The 24,184-nt window shown below is 71.2% G+C and carries 21 protein-coding genes; 16 read left to right on the top strand and 5 right to left on the bottom strand.

Annotated elements, in window-relative coordinates; translation table 11 throughout:
• Nucleotides 1-1,683, bottom strand: a complete 1,683-nt coding sequence (ctaD, locus tag ACVHNB_RS28770) for an aa3-type cytochrome oxidase subunit I (RefSeq protein WP_428955630.1) — start codon at nucleotides 1,681-1,683, stop codon at nucleotides 1-3.
• 424 nt (nucleotides 1,684-2,107) lie between these two features.
• Between ctaD and ACVHNB_RS28765 the strand changes: the two genes are divergently transcribed.
• Nucleotides 2,108-2,323, top strand: coding sequence for an I78 family peptidase inhibitor (locus tag ACVHNB_RS28765; protein WP_428955631.1), 216 nt, complete (start codon nucleotides 2,108-2,110; stop codon nucleotides 2,321-2,323).
• A gap of 91 nt (nucleotides 2,324-2,414) precedes the next feature.
• Here the strand turns inward: ACVHNB_RS28765 and ACVHNB_RS28760 are convergent, their stop codons facing one another.
• The gene (locus ACVHNB_RS28760; protein ID WP_428955632.1) at nucleotides 2,415-3,422 is read right to left on the bottom strand and encodes a phosphatase PAP2 family protein; all 1,008 of its coding nucleotides are present in this window, start codon (nucleotides 3,420-3,422) and stop codon (nucleotides 2,415-2,417) included.
• 279 nt (nucleotides 3,423-3,701) lie between these two features.
• Nucleotides 3,702-4,763 (bottom strand): hypothetical protein, encoded by a 1,062-nt coding sequence (locus tag ACVHNB_RS28755; RefSeq protein WP_456228959.1) that lies wholly within the window; start codon nucleotides 4,761-4,763, stop codon nucleotides 3,702-3,704.
• A gap of 322 nt (nucleotides 4,764-5,085) precedes the next feature.
• On the opposite strand from ACVHNB_RS28755, the gene ACVHNB_RS28750 reads away from it, so the two are divergent.
• A complete protein-coding gene (locus tag ACVHNB_RS28750) occupies nucleotides 5,086-6,705 on the top strand; it encodes an MFS transporter (RefSeq protein ID WP_428955634.1) in 1,620 nt (539 codons plus the stop codon).
• 106 nt (nucleotides 6,706-6,811) lie between these two features.
• Here ACVHNB_RS28750 and ACVHNB_RS28745 read toward each other — a convergent pair whose 3' ends face one another.
• On the bottom strand, nucleotides 6,812-7,258 hold the full coding sequence (locus ACVHNB_RS28745; protein ID WP_428955635.1) for a cell division protein SepF: 447 nt from the start codon (nucleotides 7,256-7,258) through the stop codon (nucleotides 6,812-6,814).
• Nucleotides 7,259-7,614: 356 nt separating this feature from the next.
• Here ACVHNB_RS28745 and ACVHNB_RS28740 point away from each other — a divergent pair, with 356 nt between their 5' ends.
• The 5 genes from ACVHNB_RS28740 to ACVHNB_RS28720 all read left to right on the top strand — a co-directional run bounded on the left by ACVHNB_RS28740 (nucleotide 7,615) and on the right by ACVHNB_RS28720 (nucleotide 12,778).
• Nucleotides 7,615-8,910 carry a DUF5685 family protein gene (locus ACVHNB_RS28740; protein WP_428955636.1) on the top strand — a complete coding sequence of 432 codons (1,296 nt, stop codon included), beginning with the start codon at nucleotides 7,615-7,617 and terminating at the stop codon, nucleotides 8,908-8,910.
• Between the two features lie 230 nt (nucleotides 8,911-9,140).
• A complete protein-coding gene (locus ACVHNB_RS28735; RefSeq protein WP_456226231.1) occupies nucleotides 9,141-11,423 on the top strand; it encodes a nitrate- and nitrite sensing domain-containing protein in 2,283 nt (760 codons plus the stop codon).
• Nucleotides 11,420-11,848: a roadblock/LC7 domain-containing protein gene (locus tag ACVHNB_RS28730; protein ID WP_428955638.1), complete on the top strand. Its 429-nt coding sequence runs from the start codon at nucleotides 11,420-11,422 to the stop codon at nucleotides 11,846-11,848. Before ACVHNB_RS28735 ends, ACVHNB_RS28730 begins: the two co-directional genes overlap by 4 nt.
• Nucleotides 11,845-12,201, top strand: a complete 357-nt coding sequence (locus ACVHNB_RS28725) for a DUF742 domain-containing protein (RefSeq protein ID WP_456226230.1) — start codon at nucleotides 11,845-11,847, stop codon at nucleotides 12,199-12,201. Before ACVHNB_RS28730 ends, ACVHNB_RS28725 begins: the two co-directional genes overlap by 4 nt.
• Complete coding sequence (locus tag ACVHNB_RS28720) at nucleotides 12,185-12,778, top strand: GTP-binding protein (protein WP_428955640.1); 594 nt, start codon at nucleotides 12,185-12,187, stop codon at nucleotides 12,776-12,778. Before ACVHNB_RS28725 ends, ACVHNB_RS28720 begins: the two co-directional genes overlap by 17 nt.
• Nucleotides 12,779-12,933: 155 nt before the next feature.
• Here the strand turns inward: ACVHNB_RS28720 and ACVHNB_RS28715 are convergent, their stop codons facing one another.
• Nucleotides 12,934-13,875 carry an ABC transporter substrate-binding protein gene (locus ACVHNB_RS28715; protein WP_428955641.1) on the bottom strand — a complete coding sequence of 314 codons (942 nt, stop codon included), beginning with the start codon at nucleotides 13,873-13,875 and terminating at the stop codon, nucleotides 12,934-12,936.
• Nucleotides 13,876-14,390: 515 nt separating this feature from the next.
• On the opposite strand from ACVHNB_RS28715, the gene ACVHNB_RS28710 reads away from it, so the two are divergent.
• The 9 genes from ACVHNB_RS28710 to ACVHNB_RS28670 all read left to right on the top strand — a co-directional run bounded on the left by ACVHNB_RS28710 (nucleotide 14,391) and on the right by ACVHNB_RS28670 (nucleotide 24,126).
• Nucleotides 14,391-15,242 (top strand): amino acid ABC transporter permease, encoded by an 852-nt coding sequence (locus ACVHNB_RS28710; RefSeq protein WP_456226229.1) that lies wholly within the window; start codon nucleotides 14,391-14,393, stop codon nucleotides 15,240-15,242.
• Complete coding sequence (locus ACVHNB_RS28705) at nucleotides 15,239-17,029, top strand: FAD/NAD(P)-binding protein (RefSeq protein ID WP_428955643.1); 1,791 nt, start codon at nucleotides 15,239-15,241, stop codon at nucleotides 17,027-17,029. Before ACVHNB_RS28710 ends, ACVHNB_RS28705 begins: the two co-directional genes overlap by 4 nt.
• Before the next feature lie 38 nt (nucleotides 17,030-17,067).
• Nucleotides 17,068-17,973: an amino acid ABC transporter permease gene (locus ACVHNB_RS28700; protein WP_428955644.1), complete on the top strand. Its 906-nt coding sequence runs from the start codon at nucleotides 17,068-17,070 to the stop codon at nucleotides 17,971-17,973.
• A complete protein-coding gene (locus tag ACVHNB_RS28695) occupies nucleotides 17,970-18,740 on the top strand; it encodes an amino acid ABC transporter ATP-binding protein (protein WP_428955645.1) in 771 nt (256 codons plus the stop codon). The genes ACVHNB_RS28700 and ACVHNB_RS28695 overlap by 4 nt, the downstream gene beginning before the upstream one ends.
• A gap of 89 nt (nucleotides 18,741-18,829) precedes the next feature.
• Nucleotides 18,830-19,801, top strand: a complete 972-nt coding sequence (locus ACVHNB_RS28690; protein ID WP_428955646.1) for an ABC transporter substrate-binding protein — start codon at nucleotides 18,830-18,832, stop codon at nucleotides 19,799-19,801.
• Nucleotides 19,802-19,841: 40 nt separating this feature from the next.
• A complete protein-coding gene (locus ACVHNB_RS28685; RefSeq protein WP_428955647.1) occupies nucleotides 19,842-20,921 on the top strand; it encodes an LLM class flavin-dependent oxidoreductase in 1,080 nt (359 codons plus the stop codon).
• Nucleotides 20,918-22,231: an LLM class flavin-dependent oxidoreductase gene (locus tag ACVHNB_RS28680; protein WP_456226228.1), complete on the top strand. Its 1,314-nt coding sequence runs from the start codon at nucleotides 20,918-20,920 to the stop codon at nucleotides 22,229-22,231. The genes ACVHNB_RS28685 and ACVHNB_RS28680 overlap by 4 nt, the downstream gene beginning before the upstream one ends.
• A complete protein-coding gene (locus ACVHNB_RS28675) occupies nucleotides 22,228-22,968 on the top strand; it encodes a DUF1684 domain-containing protein (RefSeq protein ID WP_428955649.1) in 741 nt (246 codons plus the stop codon). The genes ACVHNB_RS28680 and ACVHNB_RS28675 overlap by 4 nt, the downstream gene beginning before the upstream one ends.
• A 252-nt stretch (nucleotides 22,969-23,220) precedes the next feature.
• Nucleotides 23,221-24,126, top strand: coding sequence for a S1 family peptidase (locus ACVHNB_RS28670; RefSeq protein ID WP_428955650.1), 906 nt, complete (start codon nucleotides 23,221-23,223; stop codon nucleotides 24,124-24,126).
• Nucleotides 24,127-24,184 lie beyond the last annotated feature (58 nt).

The raw sequence follows: 24,184 nt of genomic DNA, 5'->3' as shown, positions 1-24,184 counted from the left end.
TCAGGTGTCCGCGGCCTTGAGGGGGCGGTCCTCGAACGCGGCGAACTCGGGGTGGTGCAGGTCGAACGCCGGGGATTCCGAGCGGATCCTCGGCAGCGTCGTGAAGTTGTGGCGGGGCGGCGGACACGACGTCGCCCACTCCAGGGAGCGGCCGAAGCCCCAAGGATCGTCGACCTCGACCGGCGTGCCGTACCTGGCCGTCCTCCAGATGTTGTAGAGGAACGGCAGGGTCGACAGCCCGACCAGGAACGAGCCCATGGTCGAGATGCTGTTGAGGGCCGTGAAGCCGTCCGCCGTGAGGTAGTCGGCGTACCGGCGCGGCATGCCCTCCGCGCCCAGCCAGTGCTGCACCAGGAACGTGGTGTGGAAGCCGACGAACAGCGTCCAGAAGTGGATCTTGCCGAGCCGTTCGTCGAGCATCTTCCCGGTCAGCTTCGGCCACCAGAAGTAGAACCCGGCGAACGTCGCGAAGGCGACCGTGCCGAACACCACGTAGTGGAAGTGCGCCACGACGAAGTACGTGTCCGAGACGTGGAAGTCCATCGGCGGCGAGGCCAGGATGACGCCCGTCAGGCCGCCGAACAGGAACGTGACCAGGAAGCCGACGGACCACAGCATCGGCGTCTCGAAGGACAGCGAGCCCTTCAGCATCGTGCCCGTCCAGTTGAAGAACTTCACCCCGGTCGGCACCGCGATGAGGAAGGACATGAACGAGAAGAACGGCAGCAGCACGCCGCCCGTCACGAACATGTGGTGCGCCCACACGACGACCGAGAGACCCGTGATCGCCATGGTCGCGCCGACCAGCATCGTGTAGCCCCAGATCGGCTTGCGGCTGAAGACCGGCAGGATCTCGCTGATGATGCCGAAGAACGGCAGGGCGATGATGTAGACCTCGGGATGCCCGAAGAACCAGAAGAGGTGCTGCCACAGCAGCGCGCCCCCGTACTGGGCCTCGAAGACCACCGAGCCGAACCGCCGGTCCGCCTCCAGGCAGAGCAGCGCGGCCGCCAGGACCGGGAACGCGAGCAGCACGAGGATCGACGTGAACAGCGTGTTCCACGTGAAGATCGGCATCCGGAACATCGTCATGCCGGGCGCCCGCATCCCGATGATCGTGGTCAGGAAGTTCACCGAGCCGAGGATCGTGCCGAACCCGGACAGCGCGAGGCCCATGATCCACATGTCGGCGCCGATGCCGGGGGAGCGGGTCAGGCTGTTCAGCGGCGCGTAGGCGAACCAGCCGAAGTCCGCGGCCCCGCCGGGCACCACGAGCGAGCCGAGCACGATCAGGCCGCCGAAGAGGAACAGCCAGTACGAGAGCATGTTCAGACGCGGGAACGCGACGTCGGGCGAGCCGATCTGCAGCGGCATGATCTCGTTGGCGAAGCCGGCGAACGTGGGCGTCGCGAAGAGCAGCAGCATGATCGTGCCGTGCATCGTGAACAGCTGGTTGTACTCCTCGCTGCTGACGATCTGGAGGCCGGGGCGGGCGAGTTCGGCCCGCATCACCAGCGCCATCAGCCCGCCGGCCAGGAAGAATCCGAAGGCCGTGATCAGGTAGAGGTGGCCGATCTTCTTGTGGTCCGTGGTGGTCAGCCAGTCCACGATCACGCGGCCGGGTCGCCGGTCCCGGGCCGGTCCGGCCGCCGCGGGCCCGGCCCGCACCCCGGTGGTTCCCATCGCTTGCTCCCTCGCTGCGCGCGCCTCGGGCCTGCTTCCGAACTCCCGCCATGATGCGCGCGCAGCCGTCGCCGCGACAGGGGGCGAACGGCTCTTTGTGGCATGGACAGGCAATTCCCGGACGATCTCAACTCGCGTGCCGCGCCGCCGGATTCGGAATGGGCGAAGAATTCGTGCGAGGTGCTCCCGGTAAAGGGACGCGCGGGGCGAAGAAGGGGTCCCGAAGGAATCCGGAATTTCGCGCGCCGGGCATCGGTGGGTGCATGTAAGAACGGCGTAAGAAGTAAGGAACCCCCCGATCGTGTGAGGAAGTTCGGCAGAAACAACTGTCGTGATCTTGTGACGAAAGCGTGACCGTACAAGAGCGCGGCGGGCTGGGCGAGCGGGCCTGGCGTCACCTGTGCGCACGGCCTACGGTGGCCGTATGGCACCCATTCCGACCCCGCCCGCAGAACCCCAGGACAGCCCCGACACGTACGTCGGACTCGACGCCGAGCGAGCCGAGCGGCAGGCGCACGGCCGCGGCTGGTCGAGCGTCCGGCAGCTGCCGCCGGGGGCGATCATCACCATGGAGTACCGCGCGGGACGGCTGAACTTCGAGGTCACGAACGGCACGGTGACGCGCTGCTGGAAGGGCTGAGCACGGCGAAGGGCCCCGGAACCTCTGGGAGGTTGCGGGGCCCTTCGCCGTGCGGGGTGGTTGTGCGTACCGGCCCCGCTGATCGTGGGACCTAGAGAGGCCTGGCCGTCGGTGCGGTGCGGGGGAGCCTCTCGGTCGCCGGGCGGCGGCTGCCGGCCGGGGTGACCGGCGTGCGCTCGCCGCGCGGGGTGTGCGGCCCCGGCGCGAGCAGCGTCGAGGGGCGGACCGTGGAGCGTCCCGTGCTCACCGGCTCGCGCGCCCGGACCCCGTCGTCGGCGGGAACCGGGGTGCGGACCCGCGCGGGCGCCGGGACGGGTGCGGGCGCGGTGGCACCGGTGCGGCGGTCGCGCAGGCGCGCGCGGACCGCGAGGACGACGGCCTCGACCCGGGCGACCAGCGGCTCGAACCAGGGCAGCGCGAGCAGGATGAGCAGGCCCGCGGCCCAGCCGAGAAGCACGTCGCTCAGCCAGTGCGTACCGAGGTAGACGGTGGTCAGGCCGACGCTCAGGGAGATCACCGCGGAGACGGCGGACAGCCAGCGGCGGGCGCGCGGCGTGGAGGCCAGGTAGGCGAGGATGCCCCAGGTCACCACCGCGTTCGCGGTGTGGCCGGAGGGAAATATATCCCCGTTCTTCCACATCTCGTTCGAGCCGATGACGGTGGCGTAGTGCGGGCCCGCGCGGCCCATGCCGTACTTGGCGGCGCCCACCGTGGCGTTGAGCAGGAGCAGTGCGGTACCGAACATCAGCAGCGGGCGCAGCGTGTGCTGCCGCCACGAACGCCACCCCAGCCACGCCATCACCATGACCGCGGTCGGGCCGCGCTGGCCGAGGACGACCCAGTAGTCGAGGAAGGCGTGCACCTCGGGCCACTGCTGGTAGGGCCGGAAGAACATGACCTGCCAGTCGAAGGTGACCAGCCACGTCGTGGCCAGGACCGCCACCACGATGGCGAGGTAGAAGGACAGGGTCAGCCCGAAGAGCACGACCCGGTGCCGGCTCATCCTGGGCATGTCCAGGTTGACCGGTCGTTCGGGCTCGCGGTCGAGCCGGGCGAAGACCCGCTCGAGGCGGCGGGTCAGGTTTCGTTCGGTACGCACCCAATCGACGCTACAGCGGGCGCGCTGCGGACCAGGACGAAACAGTGGCTTTGTGATGACGATGTGATGTGGGATTGATCTCAGGACTCCATCTATTCCCGGGATTCCGGTAACCGGTAACGGAAGTCCTTGCGAATTCACTGATCGTTTCCGAGGGCCGGTTTTGGCGCGATGGGGAATGCGTTCACCGCTTGCTGGCACGGAATTCTCCGTCCGCTCATCGGGCCCGTCGGTGTCGATCAAGGTCGATCAAGGTCGATCAAGGTCGCGCGGGGCCGGTCACGGAGGGCCGGACCCGTTCAGCCAGAACGCCCCGTAGACCGCCGAGGCCAGGGCCAGTGTGCCGAGCAGCCACGCCGACCTGCCGGTACGCCACCGGGCCAGTGCCACCGCGATCGGCAGCAGCAGGGGGAACGCGGGCAGCAGCAGACGCGGCTTGGATCCGAAGTACCCCGAAGCGCACAGGGCAAGCACGACGACGATGCCGGTGTAGACGAGCAGCGGCACCGGCTGTCGCTGCCGCACCCCGGCCACGTACAGCCAGAGCACCAGCGCCACTGCGACGATCAGCCCGATCCCGGCCGGCGCGCCGGCCGGTGACGTGAACTTGTCGCCGATGAAGCGGGCGAACGCAGCGCCGCCGTCGAACCCGTTCCCCCACTGCCCCTGCACGTCGAGATAGCCGAACAGTCCGCCGCCGGTCCGGTGCCCGACCCACAGCACGTACGCCGCCGCCCCCACCGGCGCCAGCAGCACGCCCAGCACCGGACGCCAGGGCGCGCTGCGCTCGCGCGCGATCCACAGCGCCGCCGCCACCCACACCGCCGCCACGACGGCCGCGCCGATCGGCCGGGTCAGACCCGCCAGCGAGGCCAGCAGACCGGCGCTCACCCAGTGCTTGCGCACGACCGCGTACAGTCCCCACGCCGCCAGCGCCGTGAACAGGGCCTCGCTGTACGCCATCGACGCCACGATCCCGACGGGCAGCGCGCCCCACAGCACGGCCAGACACACTCCGGCCCGGCGCCCGTACAGCCGGTCACCGACGGCGAAGATCCCCCAGGCCGCCGCGAGCGAGGCGAGCCAGCTCACGACCAGACCCGCATCGGCGTACGACAGCGGACTCACCGCGGCGACCAGGCGCTCCAGCCAGGGCAGCAGCGGGAAGAACGCGAGGTTCGAGTGGACGCTGCCGTCCGGCAGGGTCACCGACCAGCCGTACCCGTGCCCGGCGACCCGCGTGTACCAGAGGGAGTCCCAGCGCGCGGTCAGCAGCGTGTGCGGGCTCTTGTCCGCGGCGGCGCTCCACAGGGCGAGCGCGAGCAGCCCGAGCGCCCGCACCCCCGCGTAGCCGAGCAGCGCGGGCAGCGCCCGCCGCAGGGAGGGCGGCCGGTCTTGTCGGTCGACGTCGTTCACGGCCCCGATTATCGGCGTCGGCCCCGGCGGATCCGTCCGCCGCCCTCGGCGCGCGAGTGGCATACACCACACGGGTCCAGGGAATTCGTGAGAGGTCCGCCACGTGAGACTGGCCTGAACTCGCGTACTCTGACGGCTCACTCGCCTTTCGTAGCGGGGCCGGGAGGCCGCTCCTCCCGAGCCGGAGACCATGGGCATCCCCAGCCCCCGGATCCGCCGAACGCGAGGACCACTGGGAGGTTCGCACATGTCCGGGACGAGCACGGCCGCCGGACGCCTGCGTCATCGGCTGGCCGCCACGGGGGTCCGCACGAACCGCTGGGTCGTCCTCGTCGTCCTGTGCACAAGCCTGCTTCTGGTCGCGCTCGACTCGACCATCCTCTACGTCGCCCTGCCCTCGGTCACCGAGGACCTGAAGCCCACCTCCGTCGAGCTCCTCTGGATCGGCGACGCCTACCCGCTGGTCTGCGCCTCGCTGCTGATCCTCTTCGGCACACTCGGCGACCGCGTCGGCCGCAGACGGATCCTCCTGCTCGGCTACGCGCTGTTCGGCGCGGCCTCCGCGCTCGCCGTCTTCGCCGACACCGCCCAGGTGCTGATCCTGGCCCGCGCCCTGCTCGGCATCGGCGGCGCGATGATCATGCCCGCGACCCTGTCGATCCTGCGGGACGTCTTCCCGGACCGGCACGAGCGGGCCGTCGCCATCGGCGTGTGGACGGCGGTCGCCGCGATCGGCGCCGCCACCGGACCCGTCCTCGGCGGCTTCCTCGTCGAGCACTTCTGGTGGGGCTCCGTCTTCCTCATCAACATCCCGCTGATGGCGGTCATGCTGCCGCTGTGCCGGATCCTCGTGCGCGAGTCCAAGGGGCGCGCGGACGGGCCGTGGGACCTGTTCGGCGCGGTCCTCGCCGCGCTCGGCGTCCTCGGCGTCGTCTACGGCATCAAGGAACTGGGCATCGACCGCGATCTGCTCGACGCGGGCGCCGTGCTGCCGTTCCTCGCGGGCATCGTGCTCCTCGCGCTGTTCGTGCGCCGGCAGCGCCGGCGCGAGCACCCGCTGATCGACATGCGGCTGTTCTCCCGCGCCGCGTTCTCCACGTCCGTCGGCTGCATCGTCATCGCGATGCTGGCGCTGGTCGGACTCGAACTCATCGCCGTCCAGTACCTGCAGCTGGTGCTGGAGCTCAGCCCGCTGGAGACCGGTCTGCGGATGCTGCCGCTGACCTTCGCCGCGATGGTCGCGGGCGTGATGGGCTCCGCGAACCTGCGACGGTTCGGGCCGCGCGCCATGGTCGCCTGCGGCTTCGCGCTCACCGCCTGCGCCGTCCTGCTGCTCTGTCTGATGGGCGAGCACGACCGGCCGTGGCTGCTCGGCACCGGGTTCATACTGCTCGGCTTCGGCTTCCAGACCACGCTGTTCGGGGCCTACGAGTCGATGCTCACCGAGGCGCCGGCCGACGACGCCGGCGGCGCCGCCGCGATCGGCGAGACCTCGTACCAGCTCGGCGCGGGCATGGGCATCGCGCTGCTCGGATCCGTCATGAACGCGGCGTACGCGCCCGGGCTCGCCCATGTGACCGGTGTGTCCGGCACGGCGAGCGAGGCCGCCGGGCACTCGCTGGGGGAGGCGTACCAGGTCGCCGCGCAGCTCGGGGGCGCGGCGGGCGGGGCGCTGCGGGACGCCGCGCGGGCCGCGTTCGTGCACGGGCTGCACGTGACCCTGATCGTCAGCGCCGTACTGCTGTTCCTCGGCGCGGTGGCCGCGCTGCGACTGCCGCTCCGGATGGAGTGCGAGGCGCCCGCGGCGGGCGATGCGGACGTGGCCGCGCAGCGGCAGCCGTCCCGGGCGGAGTCGTCGGTCGTCTGACCGACCGTGGTGGTGCGCCCGGCCTGCGGCCGAGCGGTGCTACCCCTCCCGCCCACCGGTTCCACCGTCGGATGGACGGGAGGGGCAGCACCCCTTGCGGAGCGTCTCAGCTCTGGTTGAAGAAACCATCCGGCTGGGTCCCGGCCTCGCGGCCCGAGACGATCTGCGTGTCCGCGGGGGTCAGCAGGAACACCCGGGTGGCGACCCGGTCGATCGAGCCGCGCAGACCGAAGATGAGCCCCGCCGCGAAGTCGACGACGCGCTTGGCGTCGGACGGCTCCATGGAGGTGAGGTTCATGATGACCGGGGTGCCGTCCCGGAACATCTCACCGATCCGCCGCGCGTCCCGGAAGCTGTCCGGGGTCACGGTGCCGATCCGGCGGCCCTCCTGCTCGGCCTCCTCCGCGGCAACCTTCACGCGCGGATCCGTCACCCAGGCGGCTGCTCCTGCAGCGGGCTCGGGCCCCTCGTCGTAGTCGTCGTCGTAGTAACGCTCGTCATCGTTGTCGTCGACGAGGCCAAGCCAGGCACTCGCCTTGCGCACCGATCCCATGGACGCCTCCTCTCACAGCGGTTCCTCTGCGTTCCGCATGTCCTGCATCCCCAATGTTCATCCATGATGCGGATCCCGCGCCAAGTGGATAGTCGCCGCGCGGGGTTTTCGTGACGGTACTGGTGCACAGTCAACACGGTGTTGCCCCGGAGTTCCCAAGGGCTGTACGGGGTACGGCTGCTGACAGTGAGTGAAATATGATTCTTCACGGCGTTTGGGTGATGTGCGGTGCGTACGGGTGAACGAGGGGGCGTTCGGGGCGGCTCGATAGCATGCCGACGTTCTCGGTCAATGACGGGTTGACGCAGCGTGTCGGCTTGTTGACGGACCGTCATCCGGTGTACGGGGGAGTCGCCTTGTTCGGAATTGTCCGGCCCTGCAGTCATCGGCTCGGTGAGGGCCTCAAGACCCAGTGGATGGCCCATCTCTGCGGGCTGTGCCTGGCCCTGCGCGGCGACCACGGGCAGTTCGCCCGGGTCGTCACGAACTACGACGGTTTGCTGGTCTCGGTTCTGACGGAGGCTCAGACCGAGCGGTCCGGCGGCGGGCGCAGGCAGGCGGGGCCCTGCCCCCTGCGCGGGATGCGCACCGCGTCCGTCGCGCAGGGCGAGGGCGCACGCCTCGCCGCCGCCGTCTCGCTGGTGCTCGCGTCGGCGAAGGTGCGTGACCATGTCGACGACCGGGACGGCCTGTTCGCCCGCCGCCCGGTGGCCGCCGCCGCGCGGAAGGTCGCCGCGAGCTGGGGCCGGGCCGGGGCCCGTACCGGCTCCGACGTCGGGTTCGACACCGCGGTGCTCGTCGACGCCGTCGAGCGGCAGGCCGGGATCGAGGCGCTGGCCGGGCCCGGCACCTCCGTGCTGACCGTGACCGAGCCGACCGAGACCGCGACCGCCGCCGCGTTCGCGCACACCGCCCGGCTCGCCGGACGGCCGCACAACGCCGAGCCGCTCGCCGAGGCGGGCCGCCTGTTCGGGCGGCTCGCCCACCTCCTGGACGCCGTGGAGGACCGGAGCGCCGATGCCGCCGCCGGGGCCTGGAACCCGCTGACCGCCACCGGTACCCCGCTCGTCGAGGCCCGCCGGCTCGCCGACGACGCCGTGCACGGCATCCGGCTCGCGCTGCGCGAGGTCGACTTCGTGGACGGAAAGCTGGCGCATCTGCTGCTCGCGCACGAGCTGGGCCGGTCGGTGGACCGCGCGTTCGGGACCGGCGCCTGCGCGAGCGGGCACGGCGCGCACGCCGGTGCGGCGTCCACGCCCCAGCAGGGCGGCGGCCGGGACGGCTGGGCGCCGACCGGTGCGCCGGGCAGCCCGTACGCGCCGACCGGCTCGGGTGCGTACACCTCCAACAATCCCTACGGGGGCGGGCATCCCGGCGGCCCCGGTGGGCCCGGCGGTCCGGGCGGGTTCGGCGGCGGGCCGTCCTTCCAGCCGCCCAAGCCCGGCAAGCGCGGCTTCCTCGCCGGGTGCGCCGTCGCGATCGGGCTCTGCTGCACCTGCAAGGTCTGCTGCGCCGACGAGTTCGAGGGGCCCTGGTCCCGCAAGAAGCGCGAGGGCGCCTGCAACGGGTGCGGCGACTGCAACTGTGACTGCTCGTGCTGCGAGGCGTGCTCGTGCTGCGAATGCTGCTCGTGCTGTGACTGCGGGCTGTGAGGCGCTGGCCCTGTATACGGCCGGGCGATGCCCCGAAGGAGTGACGACGGGCCACCTGGCCCGTTGGGCGGGCGCGGTTTCCGGGGCGTAAAACACGCACACGATCCGGTGACCGGGGTCGGAGAGGGCTCGTTGGCCGGGCGCAGATGCACCGTTTCTGCCTCGTCAACTCGCCCTCTCCATAAGGCATTTCCGTGGATCTCCTCTCCTCTGTTCGCTCACTCTCCCCGGTGGCGGCCACCGTCAGCGGCCCCGCCCGTACCAGAACCATCCGGACCCGGCTGCTGCGCATCCTCGGTCTGGCCCTCACCGTGCTGCTCGCCCTGCTCGGCGTCTTCGCGGCCGAGCAGGTCTCCGACTACCGCAACGCCTCCGCGACCGCCGCCGACGCCCGCCTGGAGATCACCCTTCAGGGCCTCGTCCACGAGCTCCAGAAGGAGCGCGGTCTCACCACCGGGTACGTCGGCGGCGTCCAGCAGTTCAGCGCCAAACTGCCCGCGCAGCGCAAGGCCACCGACACCGCCCGCACCGCCCTCGACGAGGCGCTCGCCGGGCGCGACGACGACGCCGCCGACTCGGTGCGCGCGTCGCTCGGGCGGCTCGGCGGGCTCGCCGGGATCCGCAAGAGCGCGGACGACGGCAGCGGCCAGGTGAAGGCCACCTTCGACTACTTCACCACCACCATCACCGGCCTCGACCGGCTCGGCCTCGGCCTCGACGACGTGCGCGACGGACGGCTGCGCGACGCCTACCAGAGCCTTCAGGTCCTCGGCAACGCCAAGGAGTTCATGGGAGAGGAGCGGGCCATCGTGCTCGGCTCCGTGCGAGCCGGCGGCCGCTTCCGCGGCGACGACTACAGCCGCTTCATGGAGATCCGCTCGGGCCGGCTCGCCTCGCTCGACACGTTCCCGCGCACCGCGAGCGACGCGCAGCGGCGCCGTCTGGCCGACGCCCTCGCCACGCCCGACGCCGAACGGGCCCTCGGCTACGAGTCGACCGCCGTGCGCGGCGCCGGCCGGCTCGCCTCCCGCGACGTGCCGCCCATGGCCTGGTGGGACACGATGACGTCGACCATCAACGGCCTGCGGGACGTGCAGATCTCCATCGGCGCCGACGTCGAGAACCGCGCCGCGGAACTGGAGAGCGCCGCTCAGCGCGACCTCCTGCTGTTCCTGCTGCTGGCGCTCGCCGTGATCGCCGCGCTCGGCGCCCTCGCCTACGACTGCGTACGCTCCGTCTCCGCACCGCTCAGCGGGCTCGCCGAGGAGGCCCGCGAGGTCGCCGGAGCGCGCCTTCCGCAGGCCGTCGCCGCGGTGCAGGCCGCTGCCGGAGAGGCGCCCGCGCCGCCCGCGCCGCTCGCCCTCGACCGCCGCGCCGGGGCCGAGGTCCGGGACGTGGCCGAGGCTTTCGACCGGGTGCAGCGCGCCGCGTTCGACCTCGCCACCGAGCAGGCCGTGCTGCGCAGGAACGCCACCGAGTCGCTGGTCAGCCTCGGCCGCCGCAACCAGAACCTGGTGCGCCGCCAGATCGGCTTCATCAACAAGCTGGAGCACGAGGACGCCGACCCGGACACCCTCGCCAACCTCTTCGAACTCGACCACCTGGCCACCCGTATGCGCCGCAACGCCGAGTCGCTCCTCGTGCTGGCCGGTGAGTCCAGCCCGCGCACCTGGTCGACCCCCCTGTCCGTGACCGATGTGCTGCGGGCCTCGCTGTCCGAGGTCGAGGAGTACCGCCGCGTCACGCTGCGACGGGTCGAGCCCGCGCACGTCAGCGGCGCCGTCGTCGCCGAACTCGCCCACCTGCTCGCCGAGTTGGTGGAGAACGCGCTCAGCTTCTCGCCGCCGGACTCCGATGTGGAGGTCGAGGGGCGCCGCACCAGCGCCGGGTACCTCATCGCCATCGTCGACCACGGGCTCGGCATGGACACCCAGGCCCTCGCCGAGGCCAACGTACGACTGTCCGGCACCGCCAGCTTCATGGCCGAACCCACCAAGTTCCTCGGTCACTTCGTGGTGGGCGCGCTCGCCCGCAAGTGCGGCATCGAGGTACGGCTCGGGGAGGCGCCCGCCGCCGGCGTCGTCGCCCGCGTGCTCGTCCCGGCCGCGCTGCTCACCGAGCCGGCCGTCGCGGCAGCGGCGCCGGCCGGGACCAGGGCCGCAGCCGAGGAGCCCGCCAGGCTGCCCGCCCCGCGCAAGGAGCAGGAGCCGCTGGCCGCCGCCGCGGCCGAGCCCAAGGGGCGGCCCGCGTCCGGCTCGTCCGCCGCCCGCACCCGCAACGGGCTGGTCAAGCGCCCGCAGCGGAGCGCCATCTCGAAGGCCGTGCACGAGTCCGACGCGCCCCGGCGGCCCGCGCCCGAAGGACCCGCCGTCGAACGCACCCCCGAGGGTGTGTCCGGGATGCTCGCGGGTCTGCGCAGCGCCCATATGCGCGGCGCCATCAGCGTGGAGAAGGAACGGGCCGCCGCCGACAACGGCACGGACAAGAGCACCGAGGGGCAGGACGACAAGTGACCACCGTCGACACGCGGGGCGACTCGCAGACCTTCAACTGGCTGCTCGCCAACTTCGTGCGCAGCACCGACGGGGTGCGCGACGCCGTCGCCGTCTCCTCCGACGGGCTGCTCATCGCGGTCTCGGACGGACTGGGGCGCACCGAGGCGGATCATCTGTCCGCCATCGTGTCGGGCCTGTCGAGTCTCGCGCGCAGCGCGTCCAAGCGGTACAGCTTCGACGGCGTCAAGCTCATCATGATCGAGATGGGGCGCGGGTTCCTGCTCGTCTCCGCGATCCGGGACGGCTCCTGCCTCGGCGTGCTCGCCGACAGCAGCGGTGAACTCGGCCTCGTGGGCTACGAGATGGCCGTGCTCGCCGAGCGCGCGGGCGATCTGCTCACCCCGGCGCTCATCGCCGATCTGCGGGAGACGCTGCCGCGATGAGTGGACCATCGGAGGCGGAGGACACGGCGGACGCCCAGTTCGTCCGCCCGTTCATCATCACCGGCGGCCGCGCGCTGCCCGCGCAGGCCGATCTGCGCCTGGAGACCCTCGTCGTCGCGCTCGACGCGGCGGAGGGGGCCGCGCCGCTCGCGCTCGAGCACCAGCGCATCGTGACGCTGTGTCAGGAGCCCACCAACGTCGCGCAGATCGCGGAGGCGGTGGGGGTGCCGCTCGGTGTCGCCAAGGTGCTCGTCGCCGACCTCGTGGTCGGCGGCCGGCTGTCGTGCTCGCAACCCGTGGAGCTGTCGCTCCACACGCTCGAAAGGATCAGGGACCATGTCAGGGCGCTCTGAACGCCTCGCGCCGCTGGCCGTCAAGATCGTGGTCAGCGGCGGGCTCGGGGTCGGCAAGACCACCTTCATCGGGGCGGTCTCGGAGATCGAACCGCTGGACACGGAGGCCGCGATCACGCAGGTCTCGGTGGGCGTCGACTCGCTGGACGGGGTGGAGGGCAAGACGACCACGACCGTCGCGCTCGACTTCGGGCGGATCACGCTCGATCCGACGCTGGCGCTGTATCTGTTCGGCACCCCCGGGCAGGACCGGTTCTCGTTCCTCTGGGACGACCTGGTGGAGGGCGCCCTCGGCACCGTCGTGCTGGTCGACACCCGGCGCATCGAGGAGTGCTTCCCCGCGCTCGACTACTTCGAGACGCAAGGGGCGCCGTTCGTGCTCGCCGTGAACCGGTTCGACGGGGCGGAGCGGTTCGACCTCGGCGAGATCCGGGAGGCGCTGGGGATCGGGGACGAGGTGCCGGTCGTCGAGTGCGACGCGCGGGCGCGCGGCTCGGTGCGGGATGTGCTCGGGGCCCTGATGGATCAGGTCATCGGGGTGCGGACGCGGTCGCGGCGGCTCGTCGGATCGCCGTAGGGGTTCTTGAGGGTGGGCGGCTGCGGGTCCGGTGGAGCTTCTCGCGCAGTTCCCCGCGCCCCTGAGACGCGCACTGCGTGCGCCGTCTCAGGCCCGCGGGGAACTGCGGCCCCCACCCAACCCGCACCCGAAGGACCCGCCCCGACCGGCAGGCCCTAGTCCTTGATCTCGGGCGGCGAGATCCGGGACGTGTCGATCGCCGACGGGGCCGTGCCCCACTTCTTCAGGATCTTCGCGTACGTCCCGTTCTTGATCAGCTCGTTCACCGCTGCCCGGAACGCGGGGGCCAGGGGCGTGCCCTTCTTGAAGGCGAAGCCGACGTCCAGGCGGTGGAACTCGTTGAGGAACTTCAGGCCCTCCTGCTGCGCCACCGCGTACCGCAGGCCGTTGATCGTGCTCATCACCACGTCGGAGCGGCCCTGCTGGAGCGAGGACCAGATGGCGCTCGGCTCGGAGTACGTCTTGACGTCGTACGCCTTCTTGCCCGCCGCCTTGCAGGCCCCCTTGTTCTCCTCCAGCGTGGCCTCGAAGGTCGTGCCCGCGCCCGTCGCCACGTTCAGCCCGCACAGCTGCTTGAGGTCGGTGACCTTCTTCAGGTCGCTGTCCTTGCGGACGGCGAAGCCCTGGCCGTCGTTGATGTAGGTGACGAAGTCGATCGTCCTGCGGCGCTCGTCGGTGACTCCGAAGTTCCCGGTGCCGAGGTCGTACTTGCCGCTGTCCAGGGCCGGCAGGATCGCCTCGAAGCTCGCGACCTGCTGGTCCAGCGTGATCCCGAGCACCTTGGCGACCGCGTTCGCGAAGTCGATGTCCTGGCCGACGATCGTCTTTCCGTCGGGCAGATACGTGGAGTTGGGCGGGCTGCCGCCGACACTCACCGCGATCTTGAGGCTGCCGCTCTCGCGGACGTCCGCGGGCAGCAGCTTCGCCGCCGCGGGGTCCTTGGCGACGGCGGACACCACGTCCGTCGTGGGGATCTTGGCGTTCTTGGCGGCGGCGGGCGCCGCGGCGCCCGTCCCGTCCCCGGAGCCGCAGGCGGTCAGACCCAGGGCGGCGACGGTGATCAGCGCGAACGCGGAAGTCAGGGATGTGGTGCGCATGGCGTGGGGTTCTGCCCTTCGGTGACGACAAGAACGCAGGGTGCAGCGGTGCGACCAGGCGCACAGGTACGGAGAAACGCAGGTACGCAGAAACGCGGGTACGGCGAGGGGAGGGGGCAGCAGGGTGAAGGCGCGGACGGGTACGCGGGACAGCGCGCACCGGGACGCGGGGAAGTGAAGCGGGGAAAAACAAGAGAGGTGACGCGCGCAGAAGGCGTCAGAAGGGCATCAACAAGACGCGGACCACACTCGACCGAAGTCGATGTGGGAGCGCGTGACCAGCCACTGCTGCGGATGCATGGGCCAAGTGGAACAGGCATCCGTTTCCGCGTCAACTCACTTGAGACGTACGGCTCACACTCTGGACACCCTTGACAGGGCACGCGAACCGCCCCGTACTCTCAGTGGCGGTACCGCTGCTGAGGGGCTCCGGTGCCGAACTACCGCGCACAACGCGCGAACAACAGGTGTGAAGGCAAGGCCGTGCTGGACTTCCAGCCTCACGGAGCCTTCCCATGTCCTCAGACACCCTCGCCAAAGTCCCGCCCTCGGCCGCCCCGCCCGCCGACGCCGCCGTGCCGCGCATCGTCCCGCAGCGCCGGGCCGGCCAGTGGATCGCCGCGGGCCTCGTCCTCGTCCTGCTCGGCCTCGCCGTGAACTCGGTGCTCCGCAACGAGGCGTTCCAATGGGGCGTCGTCGCGGAGTACTTCACCTCGACGTCCGTGCTGCGCGGACTCGGGCTCACGCTGTGGCTGACGGCCCTCGTCATGGCGCTCGGCTTCGCCCTCGGCACGCTGCTCGCCGTCATGCGGCTTTCCGCCAACCCCGTTCTCCGCGCCGTGAGTTGGGGCTATGTGTGGCTGTTCCGGTCGATGCCGATCCTGGTGCAGCTGCTGTTCTGGTTCAACATCGGCGCCCTGTACCCGACGGTCCTCGGCGCGAAGACCGTCGACCTGTTCGGCCCCGTCACCGTCGCCATCATCGGACTGACCCTGCACGAGGCCGCGTACGCCGCCGAGGTCGTGCGCGGCGGGATCCTCTCCGTCGAGCGCGGCCAGATCGAGGCCGCCCAGGCGCTCGGGCTCAGCCGGCTGCGGCGCTGGCGCCGGATCGTCCTCCCGCAGGCCATGCGCGCCATCGTGCCGCCGGCCGGGAACATGCTGATCGGCACCCTCAAGGGCACCTCCATCGTCAGCGTCATCGCCGTACAGGACCTGCTGTACTCGGTGCAGCTCGTGTACCACCGCACGTACCAGGTCATCCCGCTGCTCCTGGTCGCCACCATCTGGTACATCGTCGTCACCTCGCTGCTCAGCGTCGGCCAGTACTACATCGAGCGGCACTACGCCCGCGGGACCACCCGATGAGCTCCGGGCGCCCCGGGCGGCAGTCCCTGGTGATCGTGGGCGCCGGGCCGCGGGGGACCGGCATCCTCGAACGCATCGCCGCCAACACTGGTGACGAGCAGGGGCCGTTGGAGCTCGACATCCATCTCGTCGACCCGTACCCGCCGGGCGGCGGACGCATCTGGCGGCGCGAGCAGTCGCCGCTGCTGTGGATGAACTCGCAGGCCCAGGACGTCACCCTGTTCACCGACGACACCGTGGAGGCCGAGGGGCCCGTGCTGCCCGGACCCGCGCTGCACGAGTGGGCCGGGATCGACGGGCGCACCTTCGCCGACCGGCGAAGCCAGGGCCGCTATCTGCGCTGGGTCTACGAGAAGGCCGTCGCGGACCTGCCCGCCGGTGTCGTCGTCCACCACCACGCGCGGCGCGCGCTGCGGGTCAGCGGGCCGCGCCACGGACGCCAGCAGGTGTGGCTGGAGGACCGCCCGAGGCCGCTGCTCGGCGATGCCGTGATCCTCGCCCAGGGTCACCTCGACGCCGAACTGGACCAGGAACAGCGCGAGTTGAGTGCCTACGCGGAGCTGCACGGGCTCGTCCACCTGCCGCCGGACTTCACCGCGGACACGGACCTGAGCGCGCTCGCCCCCGGCCAGGACGTCCTCGTCCGCGGCTTCGGACTCGCCTTCGTCGACCTGATGGTGCTCCTCACGGAAGGGCGCGGCGGACGGTACGAGGGGGACCGGTACATCCCGTCGGGGCGCGAGCCCGTGCTGCACGTCGGATCGCGGCGCGGCGTCCCGTACCACTCGAAGATCGGCTACGACTGGGACGCGGCGGCGGGGGAGCGGCCGCCGCTGCCCCGCTTCCTCGGACCGCGGCAGATCGACGAACTCCTGGGCAGGGAAGGCGGGTTCGACTTCCGGGCCGACGTGTGGCCGCTCATCGACAAGGAACTCGGCTACGCGCACTACCACCGCCTGTTCACCGCGCACCCCGAGCGCACCACCGTCGCCTGGGCCGACTTCGAGGAGAAGTACGCCGCCGCCGCACCGCTCGGCGCCGACCTGCGGGCCCTCGTCGCGTCCGCCGTGCCCGACCCCGCCGACCGGCTCGACCTCACCGCCCTCGACCACCCCCTCGACGGCATCCGGTACACCTCGCACGAGGAACTCCAGGAAGGGCTGCGCGGGTACATCACCGCTGATCTGGAGCGCCGCCACGACCCCGCGCACAGCCCCGACCTCGCCGTCTTCCTCGGGCTGCTCTCCGTGTACGGACAGCTCGTCCGGCTCGGCGACATCGGCACCTGGTGGCACGGCTACTTCAGCTACCTGGCGTCCGGGCCGCCCGGACCGCGGCTGCGGCAGCTGCTCGCGCTGTCCCGCGCGGGCGTCGTGAAGTTCCTCGGCGCCGACATGCGGGTCAGCGCCGAGGACGGGGTCTTCCGCGCCACCGGCGCTACCGTGCCGGGCGCCGTCGTCGAGGCCCGCGCGCTGGTCGAGGCCCGCCTGCCGGAGCCCACCCTCGCCCGCACCCGCGACCGCCTGCTGCGCGAGCTGTACGAGGAGGGCGCCCTGTCCACCGCCGCCGGCCTGCTCGCCGTCCACCCGGACGACGGACGCGTCCTGCACCGCGACGGCAGCGCCCACCCGCGACGCTTCGCGCTCGGCCCGCACACCAACGCGCGCGGCGCCGGGGCCTTCACCCGGCCCCGGACGAACAGCCCGTCGCTGCGGCAGAACGACGCCACCGCGCGCGCGGTCCTCGCGTTCCTGCGCGACCTGTCCTGTCGCGCCACCGCGGCCTGAGCAGCGCCCTTCCCTCGACTCCCTCATGAGGTACCCCTATGTCCCTGACCAGTGACCCACCCGTCAACAAAGGCGCCACAGTCGATGCAGCCGCCACCGCACCGCCCGCCGCCGATCACGCCCAGCTGAAAGTCGTCCCCGTACGCCACCCGTGGCGCTGGGTCGCCATCGCCGCGACCGCGGTGCTGCTCGCCCAGTTCGTCCACGGCCTGGTCACCAACTCCGGCTGGGAATGGGAGGTGTTCGGCGAGTTCTTCACCGCGGACGTCATCCTCAAGGCCGTCTGGACGACCCTTCAGCTCACCTTCTACGGCACGGCCCTCGGCTTCGCGCTCGGCATCGTCATCGCCTTCATGCGGCTGTCGCAGAGCCGGTTCCTGAAGGCGGTGGCCTTCGGCTACATCTGGGCGTTCCGCTCGATCCCGCTGATCGTGCAGCTGCTGTTCTGGTTCAACCTGGCCTACCTCTACAAGGAGCTGCAGTTCGGCATCCCCTTCGGGCCCGGCTTCTTCTCCTTCGACACGATGGGGCTCGTCGGAGCGATGAGCGCCGCCGTCCTCGGGCTCGCCCTGCACCAGGCCGCGTACGCCGCGGAGATCGTGCGCGGCGGCGTACTCGCCGTGGACAGCGGCCAGTTGGAGGCCGCGGCCGCGCTCGGCATCCCGCGCCTTCGGCAGATCCGCCGCATCGTGCTGCCGCAGGCGATGCGCTCGATCCTGCCGAACGCCGCCAACGAGGTCATCTCCCTCTTCAAGGGCACCTCGATCGTCTCCGTCATGGCGATCGGCGAACTCTTCTACCAGGTGCAGGTCATCTACGGCCGCAACGGCCGCGTGGTGCCCCTCCTCATGGTCGCCACCGCCTGGTACATCCTCCTGACCAGCGCGCTCTCCGTACTCCAGTACTACGTGGAGCGCCACTTCGCGAAAGGCACGACCCGATGAGCGCCGCCCCCGCCATGGTCGACATCAAGGCCGTCCACAAGAGCTTCGGACCGCTGGAGGTGCTGCGCGGCATCGACCTGGAGGTGCGCACCGGCGAGGTCACCGTCGTGCTCGGCCCGTCCGGCTCCGGCAAGTCGACGCTGCTGCGCACCATCAACCACCTGGAGAAGGTCGACAGCGGCTGGATCAGCGTCGACGGAGCCCTCGTCGGCTACCGCAGGTCCGGCGACAAGCTGTACGAGCTGCGCGAACGCGAGATCCTCAAGCAGCGCACCCACATCGGCTTCGTCTTCCAGAACTTCAACCTCTTCCCGCACCTGACGGTCCTGGAGAACGTCATCGAGGCCCCGGTCGCCGCGCTCAAGCGGCCCCGGGCCGAGGCCGTCGAGAGCGCCCGCCGGCTCCTCGACCGGGTCGGGCTCGGCGACAAGGCCGACACCTACCCCCGCCAGCTCTCCGGCGGCCAGCAGCAGCGCGTCGCCATCGCCCGTGCGCTCGCCCTGGAGCCGAAGCTGCTGCTGTTCGACGAGCCGACGTCCGCGCTCGACCCCGAACTGGTCGGCGAGGTCCTCGACGTCATCAAGGACCTGGCGCACCAGGGCACCACGATGATCGTCGTCACCCACGAGATCGGCTTCGCCCGCGAGGTCGCCGACACCGTCGTCTTCATGGACGAGGGCCGCATCGTCGAGCAGGGCGCCCCCGGCGACGTACTGGACGCCCCGCGCGAGGAGCGCACCAAGGCGTTCCTGTCGAAGGTCCTCTGAGCTCCCCTCGTCCCCTCTCGTCCCCCCTGGTTCCCCCCTCGTCCCCCCCGTCACCCCGCCCGCACACCGAGCACCTCAGGAGTACTCCCATGCTGTCCCGTCGTACCCTCGCCGCCTCCGTCGCCGCGCTCGCCGTCGCCCCGCTGCTCGCCGCCTGCGGAGGTGACAGCGACGCCGCCACGACCACCGGCGGCGCCGGCACGAAGAAGGTCGGGAACATCAACATCGGCCCCGACCAGAACCGCATCCGCGGCAAGAAGGTCGACAAGATCGCCGCCCTGGTGCCCGAGGCGATCCGCGAGCGCGGCACGCTGCGGCTCGGCGGCAGCGCCGACGCCTCGCCACCGCTCGGCTTCTTCGCCACCGACGACAAGACCCGGATCGGCTCCGAGCTGGACATCGCCACGCTCGTCGCCGACACGCTCGGCCTCAAGCTCCAGCCGGAGCAGGTGAGTTGGGAGAACCTGTTCGTCGGCCTCGACAGCGGCAAGTTCGACGCGGTCTTCTCGAACGTGACGGTGACCGAGGAGCGCAAGGAGAAGTACGACTTCGCGACGTACCGGCTCGACAACATCGCCTTCGAGGCGAAGAAGGTCACGAGCTGGCGGGTCAAGGGGCCCAAGGACGTCGCGGGCAAGACCATCGCCGTGTCCTCCGGCACCAACCAGGAGAAGATCCTCGTCGACTGGAGCAAGCAGGACGAGAAGGCGGGCCTGAAGCCCGTCACCATCAAGTACTTCCAGAAGGACACGGACTACTATCTGGCGCTCCAGTCCGGCCGCATCGACGCCTACCTCGGCCCGAACCCGTCCGCCGCCTACCACGTGGCGTCCGCCGGGCAGTCGCAGATCATCGGCACCATCTCCGGCGGCGGCGACCTGGTGCAGGGCAAGATCGCGGCGACCACGAAGAAGGACAGCGGGCTCGTCGACGCGTACGCCGCCGCGCTGAACCACGTGATCGAGGACGGCTCGTACGCGCGCGTGCTCAAGCGCTGGGGCCTGTCGAGCGAGGCCGTGCCGAAGTCCGAGATCAACCCCAAGGGTCTGCCCAAGCCGTAGGGCCCTCAACTCGTCTGTCCTGCCGAAAGGTTACTCACCCATGACCAGCCAACCCGGCCGGGGTCTGCTGCACCTCGCCGCGGCCGTCGACCTGCCCGGCACCCATGACGCCGAGCCCTACCTCCAGCTGGCCCGGCTCGCCGAGCACGGCGCCCTCGACTTCGTCACGCTCCACGACACCTTCGCCGCGCCGGGCCTGGACGGCCTCTCCGTGCTGTCCAGGATCGCCCCGCACACCTCGCGCATCGGGCTCGTGCCGACCGTCACCACCACCCACACCGAGCCCTTCCACGTGCAGGCCGCCGTCGCCACGCTCGACTGGGTGAGCCGCGGCCGGGCCGGCTGGCGGCCCGACGTCTCGACGAGCGACGAGGAAGCCCGCCTCTTCGGGCGCAGGGACGCCGCCGCCCCCGCCGACCTCTGGCGCGAGGCCGGTGAAGTCGTCGACGCCGCACGGAAGTTGTGGGACAGCTGGGAGGACGACGCCGAGATCCGGGACGTCGCCACCGGACGGTTCGTCGACCGCGGCAAGCTCCACCACGCCGACTTCGAAGGGCGGACGTTCTCCGTGCGCGGCCCGTCCATCGTGCCACGCCCGCCGCAGGGCAACCCCGTCGTCGTGGTCGACGCCACCCAGCCGTACGCGTACGACGTCGCGGCCCGGCACGCCGACGTCGCCCTCGTCGGCGTCGCCGAACCCGCGCAGCTCGCCGCCGCCCGCTCCGGGCTGCGCCGCCGCGCCGCCGAGCACGGCCGCGACCCCGACGGCCTGCGCGTCCTCGCCGCCCTGCGGATCGACCTCGGCAGCGGCGAGCACGCCGCCCAGCCCGGCCACGGCGGCGGCCCGCTGCCCACCGAGGACGGCCCGCTGTACCGCGGCGGGCCCGTCGACCTCGCCGAACTCATCACCGACTGGCACCGCTCGGGCGCCGTCGACGGCTTCCACCTGACGCCGCTCGATCCCCGCCGTGACCTGGAGCGCCTGGTCAACGGCACCGTGCCACTGCTCCAGCACCGTGCCCTGTTCCGCACGTTCTACCCGGGCAGCACGCTCAGGGAGCACCTGGGGCTCGCCCGGCCCGTCAACCAGTTCGCAGCCCTCGCGGGGGACCCGTCATGACCTCCACCCAGTCCGCACGCCGGCAGATCCACCTCGCCGCCCACTTCCCGGGCGTCAACAACACCACCGTCTGGGCCGACCCCCGGTCGAAGTCCCAGATCGACTTCGCGTCCTTCGAACACCTCGCCCGCACCGCGGAACGCGGCCTGTTCGACTTCTTCTTCCTCGCGGAAGGGCTGCGGCTGCGCGAGCACAAGGGACGCATCCACGACCTGGACGTGGTCGGCCGGCCCGAGTCCCTCACCGTCCTCAACGCCCTCGCCGCCGTCACCGACCGGCTCGGGCTCGCCGCCACCGTCAACGCCACCTTCAACGAGCCGTACGAGACCGCCCGCCGCTTCGCCTCCCTCGACCACCTCAGCGCGGGCCGCGCCGCCTGGAACGTGGTGACCTCCTCCGACGCGTTCACCGGCGAGAACTTCCGCCGCGGCGGCTACCTCGACCGGGCCGACCGCTACACCCGGGCCGCCGAATTCGTCGCCGTGGCACGGGAGTTGTGGGACGCGGGCACCGAGCGTCCGTTCCGGTACGACGGACAGCACTTCACCGTCGAAGGGAACTTCACCGTCCCGCGCCCGCCCCAGGTACACCCCGTCGTCATCCAGGCGGGCGACTCCGACGAGGGCCGCGAGTTCGCCGCGTCCGCCGCCGACGTCATCTTCACCCGGCACGGCACCCTGGAGGCGGGACGGGTCTTCTACGCCGACGTGAAGGCGCGGCTCGCGCAGTACGGGCGCCGGGCGGACGACCTCAAGATCATGCCGGGCGTCACGTTCGTGCTCGGCGACACCGCCGCCGAGGCGCAGGAGAAGGCCGCCGAGATCCGCCGGCAGCAGGTCTCCCCGCAGAACGCGATCCTCGCCCTGGAACAGATCTGGGGCGTCGACCTCTCCTCGTACGACCCGGACGGACCGCTGCCCGACATCGACCCGGTCGTCGGCTCCGGCCTGTCCCAGGGGCGTACGCACCGCGGCGACGTGCTCGCCGTCGCCGAGAAGTGGCGGGAGCTGTCCCGCGCCAAGGGCCTGTCCATCCGGCAGACCGTCATCGAGACGACCACCCGCCAGTCGTTCATCGGGACGCCCGACGCCGTCGCCGCCGAGTTGGACGCGTTCGTGCAGGGCGACGCCGCCGACGGCTTCATCCTCGTCCCGCATCTGACGCCCGGCGGGCTCGACGACTTCGTCGACAAGGTCGTTCCGCTGCTCCAGGAACGTGGCGCGTTCCGCACGGAATACGAGGGCAGCACGCTCCGCTCCCACCTGGGACTGCCCACACCCGCACCGCACCACGAAAGGACCACGGCATGAGTGACGCCGCCGACCTCTGGAAGCAGTGGCACGAAGAGAGGATCGCCGCCGTCTCCGCGCCCCACGGGCCCCTCTCGCTCGTCGGCACCCACTGGCTCGAGGATCATCCGGAGGGCCGACTTCCGGCCATCCCCGGCCAGTGGCGCGTGGACGGCGACGCGGTCGTGCACACCCTGGACGGACAGCAGACGCGGCTCGCCGCCGATGACGTCGTGGCGCTCGGTGAGCGCAGGCTCGTCGTCATCGCGCGCGAAGGCCTGTGGGCGGTACGGGATTTCGACCCGGCCGCGCCCGCCCGCACCGCCTTCACCGGCATCGACACCAGCCCCTACGACCCGCGCTGGTCGGTCGAGGGCCGCTTCACCCCGTACGACACAGCACGGGAGGTCCGTGTCGAGAACGCCGACGGGGTCGAGCGCGGACTCGGCCTCGCCGGGGAGCTGGCCTTCACGCTGGAGGGGCGGGAACACGTGCTGAAGGTGGCGCGGCAGGGCGACGGCCGGCTGTGGGCCGTGTTCGCCGACACCACCGGCGGAAGCACCACCTTCCGGTTCCGCTTCCTGTATCCGCCGGCGCCCGACGCACAGGGCCGCACCACCGTCGACCTGAACCGCGCGGTGCTCCCCAACTGCGCCTTCGCGGACCACTTCATCTGCCCGTTCCCGCCCCCGGGCAACACGCTTTCCGTGGGCGTCGAGGCGGGCGAACGGAACCTGACGGGGCCCGTCGCCGTCTGACACAGGAGCCCAGCCCCGGCGGCGTACGGAACGTACGTGGGAAGCCGTCGGGGCATGCCGTCGTGGATGCGGAGATCTGGCGGAAGTCCGAAAGGCACTCTTGTGCCGATCAGTTGACCCTCTGAATACTCCCGAACAGCGCTTGTCAGGAGCACGGCGTGTCCGGAATCCGGATTCCGCCGTCATCCTGGCTGCGCCTCACGGGCCCCGACCCCACGCGGGCCCCCGACTTCCCCTCGGGAGGAACGAGCAGTGAGGATCAAGCGCACCACCCCCCGCTCCGGCATAGCGAGACGGACCAGGCTGATCGCCGCAGGTTCCGGCTTCCTTGCCGCGGCAGCTTTCGCCGTCCCCTCGGCCCACGCCGCCGAAGCGCCCCAGGCCTTCAGCGCCGCCGAACTCACGCAGACCAGCGACGCGGTGCGCAGCGCCGACATCGCCGGTACCGCGTGGGCCGTCGACGCGAAGACCAAGCAGGTCGTCGTCACCGTCGACGACTCGGTCTCGCAGGCCGAGATCAGCCGCATCCAGAAGGAGGCCGGCGCCACCGCGGGCGCGCTCAAGATCGAGCGCACGGCGGGCACCTTCAAGAAGCTGATCTCCGGCGGCGACGCCATCTATGCGAGTAGCTGGCGCTGCTCGCTCGGCTTCAACGTCCAGGACAACAGCGGGAACTACTACTTCCTGACGGCCGGTCACTGCACCGACGGTGCGGGTACCTGGTGGTCCAACTCGGGGCACACGACGACCCTGGGCACCACCTCCGGGTCCAGCTTCCCCGGCAACGACTACGGCCTCGTGAAGTACACCAACAGCTCGGTGACCAAGTCCGGCACCGTCGGCAGCGTGGACATCACGCGCGCCGCCACGCCGTCCGTGGGCACCACGGTCACCCGGCGCGGCTCCACCACCGGCATCCACAGCGGCCGGGTCACCGCCCTGAACGCCACCGTCAACTACGGCGGCGGCGACATCGTCTCCGGCCTCATCCAGACCACGGTCTGTGCCGAGCCCGGCGACTCCGGCGGCCCGCTGTACGGCGGCAACACCGCGTACGGCCTGACCTCCGGCGGCAGCGGCAACTGCACGTCCGGCGGCACGACCTTCTTCCAGCCGGTCACCGAGGCGCTCAGCGCGTACGGGGTGCACGTCTACTGACCCCGCCGTCCGTGAGCCGTCACGTACGTCACTGAACCGCAGCCAGCAGCAGGAAGCC

The sequence above is a fragment of the Streptomyces sp. YJ-C3 genome, assembly GCF_053891275.1.
This window is presented reverse-complemented; position numbering and strand designations above follow the sequence as displayed.